This is a genomic window from Pseudomonas sp. P4_D7, from assembly GCF_056401755.1.
Genome location: NZ_JBFUIR010000039.1, coordinates 1 through 2501, shown reverse-complemented (window position 1 = coordinate 2501; position 2501 = coordinate 1). Strand labels below are relative to the sequence as shown.

Genomic DNA, 2501 nt, shown 5'->3' with positions numbered 1-2501 from the left:
TGAATGACACACCGCATTCGCGAGCAGGCTCGCTCCCACATTGGAAATGGGTTGCCCACTGGAATTGTGGGCAACCCATTCACATCACCCGCGGTGACGACCGCGGAAGTAGTTGATCAGGCCCTGAGTGGACGGATCATCAGCGTTGGTTTCATCGCTGCCGACCAGACGGTTGTAAACGCCTTTGCCCAGTTCCTTGCCCAGTTCCACGCCCCATTGGTCGAAGGCGTTAATGCCCCAGACCACGCTTTGCACGAACACTTTGTGTTCATACATCGCCACCAGTGCGCCGAGACGACGCGGGCTGATGCGCTCGACCACGAGGGTGTTGCTCGGACGGTTGCCCGGGATCACCTTGTGCGGCGCGAGCTTGTGCACTTCTTCTTCGCTCATGCCCTTGTCGCGCAGTTCCTGCTCGGCTTCCGGCAAGGTCTTGCCGAGCATCAGCGCCTGGCTCTGCGACAGGCAGTTGGCGTAAAGCCATTGGTGGTGGTCGGAGACCGGGTTGAAGCTGACGATCGGCACGATGAAATCGGCCGGAATCAACTGCGAACCTTGATGCAGCAACTGGTGGTAGGCGTGCTGACCGTTGCAGCCGACGCCGCCCCAGATCACCGGACCGGTATCGGTCGACACCGGCGTGCCGTCCTGACGCACGCTCTTGCCGTTGGATTCCATGTCCAGCTGTTGCAAGTGCTTGGTGATGTTACGCAGATAGTGGTCGTACGGCAGGATCGCGTGGCTTTGCGCGCCCCAGAAGTTGCCGTACCACACACCGAGCAGGGCCAGCAGCACCGGCATGTTCTGTTCGAACGGCGCGGTCTGGAAATGCTGGTCCATGGTGTAGGCGCCGGACAGCAGTTCCTTGAAGTTGGACATGCCGATGGCCAGGGCGATCGGCAAACCGATGGCCGACCACAGCGAATAACGACCACCGACCCAGTCCCACATCGGGAAGATGTTTTCTTCGCGGATACCGAACGCTACGGCAGCAGCGTTGTTGCTCGATACGGCGATGAAGTGACGATACAGCTCGGCTTCCGAACCGCCCTGCGCCAGGTACCAGGCGCGCGCAGCCTGCGCGTTCTTCAGGGTTTCGAGGGTGTTGAAGGATTTCKACGAAACAATGAACAGCGTGGTCTCGGCGCGCAGTTTCTGCGTCAGCTCGTGGAATTCGCTGCCGTCGATGTTCGCCAGATAATGGCAACGCACGCCTTTCTGCGCGTACGACAGCAGTGCTTCGGAGACCAACTCAGGGCCGAGGAACGAGCCACCGATACCGATGTTGACCACGTCGGTGATCGGCTTCTCGGTGTAACCGCGCCACAGACCGTCGTGGATTCGGCCGACCAGATCGGTAATCTGGTTCAGGACTTTGTGGACTTCCGGCATCACGTTGACGCCGTTGACCGACAGTTTGTCGCCTACCGGGCGGCGCAGGGCGGTGTGCAGCGCCGGGCGGCCTTCGGACGTGTTGACGATTTCGCCTTCAAACAGCGCTTTGATGGCGCCCTTGAGATCGACTTCATTGGCCAGACCGACCAGCAGGTTGCGGGTCTGGGCGTTGATCAAATTCTTCGAATAATCGAGAAACAGTCCGCAGCTGCTGAGGGTGAACTGGTTGAAACGCTGCGGATCGGCGTTGAAGGCTTCGCGCATGCTGAAATCCTGCATGGCTTGGCGGTGATCTTTCAACGCTTGCCAGGCGGGCAGAGCGGTAACGTCTTGAGGAGTGAGGTAATACGCCATCGCTGCGGTTTTCCTTTTTACTTGAACGGCCTTTTGAACACTGAACAGACCCGGCACGCCATGTTTGGGCATGGGATCAACTGCGTCGACACGATTTCTGGACACAGGGCGAATACAGTAAACCTCGCGCTGCGTTCTGTCTTGACTTTGTCTGACCAGATCCCTGTACTTTTTTAACATCGAGACCGGGAACTGGCCGACAAACGGAGGGGGAGCGGGGCGATTTCGTGATCAGGCGAGCTGAACCGGGATGGCGTTGCTGGTGTGACTCAGCTCGTTGCCTGGCGCCATGTAGAGCATGCGCGGCTTGAAATTGACCAGTTCCGCTTCGCTGTAATGGGCGTAGGCACAAATGATCACACGGTTGCCAACCTTGGCTTTGTGCGCTGCGGCGCCGTTGACGGAGATCATCCGCGAGCCTTCTTCGCCACGAATCGCGTAGGTGGTGAAACGCTCGCCGTTGTCGACGTTATAAATCTGGATCTGCTCGTATTCACGAATGCCGGACAAGTCCAGCCACTCGCCATCAATGGCGCACGAACCTTCGTAATCGAGCACCGCATGAGTGACTTCGGCGCGGTGCAGTTTGGCCTTGAGCATGATCGCGTGCATGAGGGATTTTCCCGGGTTGGAATCGAACGGCGGGCAGTGTGCCCGAAGGCTTTAGGGGCGGCAATAAGGCTTGAAACGCAATTTTCATAACACCGAAAACCACTGTAGGAGTGAGCCTGCTCGCGATAGCGGTGTGTCAT

Annotated in this window: 2 protein-coding genes; both read right to left on the bottom strand. The window is 58.4% G+C overall.

Annotation, left to right across the window (positions count from 1 at the left end):
- Positions 1 to 84: 84 nt before the first annotated feature.
- On the bottom strand, positions 85 to 1749 hold the full coding sequence (gene pgi / locus AC1DVF_RS21630) for a glucose-6-phosphate isomerase (RefSeq protein WP_477783111.1): 1665 nt from the start codon (positions 1747 to 1749) through the stop codon (positions 85 to 87).
- Between the two features lie 231 nt (positions 1750 to 1980).
- Entirely contained in the window at positions 1981 to 2361 is a 381-nt protein-coding gene (gene panD / locus AC1DVF_RS21625; RefSeq protein WP_257356134.1) for an aspartate 1-decarboxylase, read from the bottom strand.
- Positions 2362 to 2501 lie beyond the last annotated feature (140 nt).